Genomic DNA, 6360 nt, shown 5'->3' with positions numbered 1-6360 from the left:
TAATCACGGTCATCATCGCGCCATTTTTGGGCATGTCAAAATGACATTCGGTCAGGCCGTAGTTGCGAAAATTTTCCAACGCCAGCCGTTGTAAAAAAAGCGCGCGGGGGGTGGGCGAAGAATTTTGTTCGGCGGTTGGCGAATGGGGCATTATGTGATTTATTATTCGTCTAAATAATAAGTGGCATCATTCGTATTATATTTTACGCGGATATTACATGACAAATCTAAATTTACCTTGCCTAAATGCTCTGTTGTCATCGATATTGAACACTCTTTTGAATTTATTCGTATTATAGAATAGTCTTTTTTAATATGTTTATACTTGGGACTGGCTGCATCTTCAATAATAAAGCTATGAAGATTATTTAAAGAAATTGTGTAATCACCATTCCCGTCGTCATAGTCGATGTTAGTAATTTTATTATGTATTATATCAATTGATATATTGAACTTATACATTTCTTTTTGTTTAAAAATAACACCCTTTGCATCAAAAGCATTGGGTATAGAGACGTGTATAGAGGCAGACTCCATTTCTATTTTTTTATCATTGAATAAATAGTCTTTTATTTCTTGAAATCTATCATCTTTGTATAATATGAATTGTTCAAGATGATAGATAAACATTTTTAAAAATTGCTTTCTATCAAGAATATCAAAAGAAAATTTATATTTAAAAAAACCATCCCCATGAAAAATTTGAATTGCAAAATATGGATGTACCCAGCAGGTAAAATTGCCGTCCTCATCTTCTTTTCCGCCTCCATAGAGTAATCCAAAAACAGTTTCGCCATCTTCTTCATCTTCCTCATAAGCATATTTTAATTCTAACGACTTAATATTAGAGAAATTACTATTATTTATATTAATTGAACTCCTTTCGTCTGAATAAGAATAAAGTTTTATATTATTTCTTTTACCAAAAGATATTTCTTTTATTTCTTTTATAGAATAGCCTTTTTTCTTCTCGTCTTTAAATTTTTTTTCGCTAAACTCCCAATCGTTATCAGGTATATTTTTATTGAAAAAATCTAATATGGCAAGGAAAGCCTGCTCAGCAGACAAATCTCGAAATTCTTTTTCGATAGGTATAAGTTTTTTTTCGACCATAGATTGCTCAAGCTAGTTTAGGCAACTTTCATTGCTTTTTCAAGCCATCTTAAGCAACTTTTTTGCCGGCGAGTGCGGCGGCGGTTTCCAAATTAACGCCGACGATGGTGCTCAAACCTTTTTCCGCCATGGTGACGCCGAACAACCGGTCCATGCGCGCCATGGTCAGGCGGTGATGGGTGATGACGAGGTAACGGGTTTGCGGGTTGTCGACTTTCCGTTGGCGCAGGAGTTGCGTGAAGCGATGGATGTTTGCATCGTCGAGCGGCGCGTCAACCTCGTCCAGCACGGCTATCGGCGGCGGGTTCATGTCCATCACGGCAAAAATCAGGGCGAGGGCGGTTAAGGTTTGTTCACCGCCCGAGAGAAGCGATAGCGGCCCGGGTTTTTTGCCCGGCGGGTGCACGGTGAATTCTAGGCCGGCGGTCAGCGGGTCGGAATCGCCATCGAAATAAAGCGAGGCCTCGCCGCCGCCAAACAAAATTTTAAACAGCCGTGCAAAATTTTCATTGACCTGGTGGAAGGCCTCCGAAATTTTTTGCCGCGCTTCGCTGTTTAATTTGGCAATGGCGTTTTGCAATTTGGCGACCGCTTCATCCAAATCTTTTTTCTCGGTGCTGAGCTTTTCGATATCGGCGGCGGTTTCTTGCAAATTTTGGTCGGCCAGCAAATTGACCGGCCCCATACGTTCGCGTTTGTTAATTTTGTCGCGCAGTGATAATTCTTGTTTTGATAAGAAACCTTCGTTGATGGTGACTTTTTCGCCGATGGTGGCCTGCACCGCCTCGATAGCGATTAATTCTTTGCCCTCAGATTCCTGCGCCAGGTTTTGCAAATTATCCTTGCTGACTTGGGCCAGGGTTTCGGCGCGGGCGATTTTTTCGCGCACCATGTATAATTTTTCTTGCCATTCTTTTAGCTCTTTGTTTTTGTCGCGCATCATGTTTTCGGCTGATAATAATTTTTCGCCGACTGCGGTTTGTGCATCTTTTTTTACTTGATAGGCGCGTTCTTGAAAGGCAATTTTTTCCAACAATTCAGCGGGCAGGGTGGATAATTTGGCGATATTGTCATTGGCGGTTTCCAGCCGTTCTTTTAACAAAATAATTTGTTTTTCTTTTTCTTGTTTGCGCTTCATGACCTCGGCCACGTTGAGGTGCATGTTTTTCAAATCCTCGTGGTGGCGATTGACCAATTGTTGTTGTTGTTGAAATTGTAATTGCGCGTCGATATGTTGTTGGCGCAATTGTTTTAATTTTTCTTCTTCGTCGTTCATCGCCTGTTGTCTTTTTTCAATTTCATCCTGGGCATTGCCGTGGGTTTTTATATGCGCCGTTACGGATTTTTCGCCCTTGGTTATTTGCGCCGCCAAATTGTCGATTTCGGTGGTTAAGATATTACGCGTGGTGTTCAATTGTTCCTGCTGGCCGAGGCTTGCCATCATCGCGCCTTGGCTTTCTTGCCATTGTTTTTTGCTTTCGGCCACCAGATGGTTTTGCGCAATCATTTTTTGCTCCAACGCGGTCACCTCATCGGCCATTTTTTTCAAAACCGCGGTTTCCTTGGCTTGCCACGTGGTCATGGCCAGGGCCAATTGCTCGCTGTTTTTTTCCAAAGCAGGCCAATCGCTGTTTAATTTTTTCAGGCGATTCTTGGCGGATAATTTTCGGCTGGCACTATCCTCTGCGCCGGTCATCGGGTTGATGGTGAAACCATCCCACCTTATCAAGCCGCCATCTTTCGAGACAATTTTTTCGCCGGGGGAGAGTTCCGCCTGGTGGCGTTTTCCGTCGCTAAATTTTTCCACCCAATAGGTCATGGTAAGGTTGCGCGTCAGCGGTTTGGGCGCCGATACCTTCGCCAATAGGGGCGGCAGGGCAAGGCGCGATGTTTGGCCGATAAATTGTTCCGCGCCGAACCCTTGCCAATGTTGTTGCTTGGTTTCTTCCAGGCCGCTTTCAACCTCATCCATCAATGCAACCGCCAAGGCCTTTTCAAATCCGCTAGCAACTTCCATCAGGGTGAGGAGGTCATCCTCCCCCGCGCCGAGCATTTTTTTCAAGGCGGTGATTTCGGCCGACATTTCTTTTTGCGCGACCTCGGCCTGGTGCAACGCCCGTTGTTTTTCGGTTAATTCATTTTGGTAAGATTCCTTTTTTTCAAGCCAATCGTTTTTGGTTTGGTTGAGGTTTTTTTGTAATTGGTTGTAATCTTTTTCGGCTTGGTTGTATTTTTTTTCGGCGGTGGCCACGCTGGTTTTTGCATCGCCGCGTTCTTTTAACGAAGCTAATTTTGCCTCAACCTCGGCCAATTGTTTTGTTTTGGCTTGGTGTTGCGTTTGGTAACCAGTCAATGCTTCCTGCAGATAGTTAAGTTCACTGGTGGCGCGCGATTGCGCCTGCAACCATTCGCCAAAAACTTTTTGCTTGCTGGCGAAAGTATCTTCCTTGGCCTTGAGGGCGAGCAAAACATCCTGTTCATTTTTTTGTAAGGCGCGGAGGGCTTCTTCCTCCTGCGGGAATTTTTGTTCGCGCGCCTCGCAATTAAGCAACAGCACACGTTCTTGCTCGGCCGATTGATTGATTTCCTTTAGCGCGTTATCAAGGTCTAATTTTATTTCCTCGTGACGTTGCCGCGTCAGCAGTAATTCGTTTTGGTATCTTTTTTCTTCGGCCTTTAATTCGGTCAGCAAGCGGCCAGATTCGATAAATTCGTTGTTCAAGCTTTCCATTTCTGATTTCAAGCCGATATGTTGTTCGGCCTCGGTCGCCAATTCGCGGGCGGTTTTGCCCTCGCCGGCGATTAAATCATTCTGTTCCTTTTGCAATTGGAATAATTCCTGTTCGAGGTTTTTTATTTTGTTGCTTTCAAGGTAATGCTTGATGGTCAGGATGCTCACCTCAAGGTCGCTAATTTCTTTGCTCAGTGTGCGGTAAAGCTCGGCCTGTTTTGCGTCCTTTAACAATTTGCCCTGTGCCGCCTCCAGCCCGGCGATGATATTGCCAACCTCGGCCAGGGTTTTATTGGTTGCCTCTAACTTTAATTCTGATTCGTGTCGCCGCGCCGACAGGGCGCGCACGCCGGCCGCTTCCTCCAACACCATGCGACGTTCGCCGGCCTTGGCGTTGATGATATTGCTGATGCGGCCCTGCGCCACCATCGACGCCGACGATGCGCCGGTCGCCCGCGCCATGAAAAGATATTGCACGTCCTTGCCACGCACTTCCTTACCGTTGATGCGGTAACTGCTACCCGCGCCGCGCGTCAGGGTGCGCTTGACCGCCAATTCATTTAAATCTTGCCACGGGTGGGGCAGGGGGTCGCTTTTATCCTCGTTCACTATATTCAGCGTAACCTCGGCCAGGTTGCGGGCGGCGCGACTGCTGGTGCCCATGAAAATAATATCGTCCATGTCGTCGCCACGCATTTTGCGCGCGTTGCTTTCGCCCATTACCCAGCGTAGCGCCTCAACCACGTTCGATTTGCCACAGCCGTTCGGCCCGACGACGCCGGTTAACCCAACCTCCAGCGGGATGGTGGTTTCATCAAGGAATGATTTGAAACCTTGCAGGGTGATGCCAGAAAAATACATTTCCTTTTACGTAAGTGCCTTTGTTATAAAGCTATTTATTTAAAGCCTATTTTAAAGCCTTGTCGATGGTGTCGAGCAATTTTTTTTCATTGTTTTCGACCATTTGATCCATGACAAAAAATGTTGGCGTCGAATTAATGCCAAGTGCCTCGCCCAATTTGCGGGCGGCCGCAACATCGGCGAGATTCTTTTTGTTTTTTAGACAGGCTTCAGCCGCTTTGCTGTCAACGCCGGCCCGCGCCATGACATTCATAACGCCAGCTTTTGGGTCTTGGTTGGAAGCCCATTCGCTTTGGGTTTTGAATAATGTGTCGAGTAAGCCGTTGTAGCGCGCCTTGTCAGTCATGCAACGCGCCATCACCGCCGCGCCATAGGCCACGTTATCTAGCGGGAAATCGACCATTTGCCATTTGATTTTGCCGGTATCGATATATTTCTTTTTTATTTTTGGCAGAACCGTGGCTTGAAATGCGGCGCAATGGGGGCAGGTTAGACTGGAAAATTCATAAACCGTGACCGTGGCGTTTGGGTTACCAATGGGCAGATGGTTGTAGGCTGATAATTTCGCAAAGTCGGATTTGCTCAATTGCGTGCCGGCGGCTTGGGCTATGTTGGTGGAATATTGACCAACAGACATTGCTACGCCGGCCACCAACGCCGTCGCCAACAATGTTGTTAGGAATCGCCGCGACAATGTTGTTGATTTGGTCGACGATGAGGTGGTTTTTTTATATAAATAATTGATGATATTTTTCATTCTTTTCTCCATGGGCGCAATTAACGATGATTCATGCTAAAAATCAAGCCTAAAAACAAGACAAAATAGGGGCGGCGTGGTAAGGCCATGGTTACAACTAATTTATGCCAGGCGAGAAAAAATAAAAAACAATATAAAGTTATTTGACAGCAACCCCATATTTCTATAAAGCAAATTAAAAAGAGAGGACTAAAACCCATGAACAAACATTTAAAAAAACACGCTGGCATCGGCACCGGTTTTGCGACCATCGCCCTTGGCATACTTGGCCTAACATTATTGTGTGTTACCACCGCGCGGGCTGAGGAATCAACAACGGCTGTAACCGGTAATTCAAGCACCAAAAAAAACAGCGTCCTGGCCGATGGTGCGGCGTTTGTAAAATTTGGTGGTGTGGGTGTTTCTGGCAAAGATTATGGCGGCGGCGGGCCGATGGTGGATATCGGCGGGCAATGGGGCAATCATCGATTATTCCTTGATGTTGCGTTTTATTCTGGGAATATCTCCGCTGGCTCTTATCTTGGCACCAACGCTTTGCTGGCGACCACCCTTAACTATGGTTATCAATTTTCTTTGGGCAAACATGCTCGTCTTATCCCCGCGGTCGGGGTTGGTTACCCTTATGTTACCTTGCGGCTTGATGCTGAATTTGGCAACGAACAATCATCGGGCGGCCTTTTTATTGGCACCTACCTCGACAGCAGTATTCAAGTCCGCGCCATGGTCGGCGGGCTTGCTAGCTATCGGTTTTAGTTATTTGTTGTTTGGCGGGGAAGGGGTTTGTCTAAAACCCTTTTGCCCACCTACGCCACCTTTTGCTCGCTGGTAATGGGGTGGGGCAGGGCGTTTAATTTGATAATTTCCAGCGGCACCACATGGCGCAATTTCATCACCGTGT

General features: G+C 46.1%; 4 protein-coding genes. 1 reads left to right on the top strand and 3 read right to left on the bottom strand.

Translation table 11 applies throughout. The features are described 5' to 3' along the window. Positions 1-162 precede the first annotated feature (162 nt). Genes QM529_07290 through QM529_07280 form a run of 3 tightly spaced genes read right to left on the bottom strand, consistent with a single transcriptional unit; the run spans position 163 to position 5462 of the window. Positions 163-1113 carry a hypothetical protein gene (locus tag QM529_07290; protein ID MDI9314458.1) on the bottom strand — a complete coding sequence of 317 codons (951 nt, stop codon included), beginning with the start codon at positions 1111-1113 and terminating at the stop codon, positions 163-165. A gap of 49 nt (positions 1114-1162) precedes the next feature. After that, complete coding sequence (gene smc, locus QM529_07285; GenBank protein MDI9314457.1) at positions 1163-4705, bottom strand: chromosome segregation protein SMC; 3543 nt, start codon at positions 4703-4705, stop codon at positions 1163-1165. 46 nt (positions 4706-4751) lie between these two features. Next, positions 4752-5462, bottom strand: coding sequence for a DsbA family protein (locus QM529_07280; GenBank protein MDI9314456.1), 711 nt, complete (start codon positions 5460-5462; stop codon positions 4752-4754). Positions 5463-5660: 198 nt separating this feature from the next. Between QM529_07280 and QM529_07275 the strand changes: the two genes are divergently transcribed. Next, positions 5661-6215, top strand: coding sequence for a hypothetical protein (locus QM529_07275; GenBank protein ID MDI9314455.1), 555 nt, complete (start codon positions 5661-5663; stop codon positions 6213-6215). The last annotated feature ends 145 nt before the right edge of the window (positions 6216-6360 follow it).

This window comes from Hydrotalea sp., assembly GCA_030054115.1.
Classification (GTDB): domain Bacteria; phylum Pseudomonadota; class Alphaproteobacteria; order JASGCL01; family JASGCL01; genus JASGCL01.
This window is presented reverse-complemented; position numbering and strand designations above follow the sequence as displayed.

What these genes read in the sequence shown, in the direction of transcription:
- QM529_07290 (MDI9314458.1), bottom strand. Translation starts at nt 1,113, where the DNA reads ATGGTCGAAAAAAAACTTATACCTATCGAAAAAGAATTTCGAGATTTG.
- smc (MDI9314457.1), bottom strand. Translation starts at nt 4,705, where the DNA reads ATGTATTTTTCTGGCATCACCCTGCAAGGTTTCAAATCATTCCTTGAT.
- QM529_07280 (MDI9314456.1), bottom strand. Translation starts at nt 5,462, where the DNA reads ATGAAAAATATCATCAATTATTTATATAAAAAAACCACCTCATCGTCG.
- QM529_07275 (MDI9314455.1), top strand. Translation starts at nt 5,661, where the DNA reads ATGAACAAACATTTAAAAAAACACGCTGGCATCGGCACCGGTTTTGCG.